Here is a 245-nt window from a genome sequence, read left to right on the forward strand (position 1 = left end):
GCCGCCCTTTCGGCTGTCATCGAGCGTGTGGAATTTGCTGATGGGACGTTTTGGACTTGGACGGACATCTCAACGAAAGGTCTGAATCAAGTGGGCACCGCCACCTCAGAGACTTTGGTCGGCTGGTCCGGTAACGACAACATTCATGGCGGTGGCGGTAATGACACGCTGGAAGGTGGAACCGGCACGAACCAGTTGTACGGTGATGCGGGTGATGACCTCATCAAAGTTGCCAGCGACTCGAC

General features: G+C 56.3%; 1 protein-coding gene. It reads left to right on the forward strand.

Annotation, left to right across the window (positions count from 1 at the left end):
• On the forward strand, positions 1-245 hold a 245-nt coding region (locus K0F88_RS33120), incomplete at both ends, for a calcium-binding protein (protein WP_374039774.1).

This window comes from Pseudomonas sp. UMAB-40, assembly GCF_900095275.1.
GTDB classification, from domain to species: Bacteria; Pseudomonadota; Gammaproteobacteria; order Pseudomonadales; family Pseudomonadaceae; genus Aquipseudomonas; species Aquipseudomonas mandelii_B.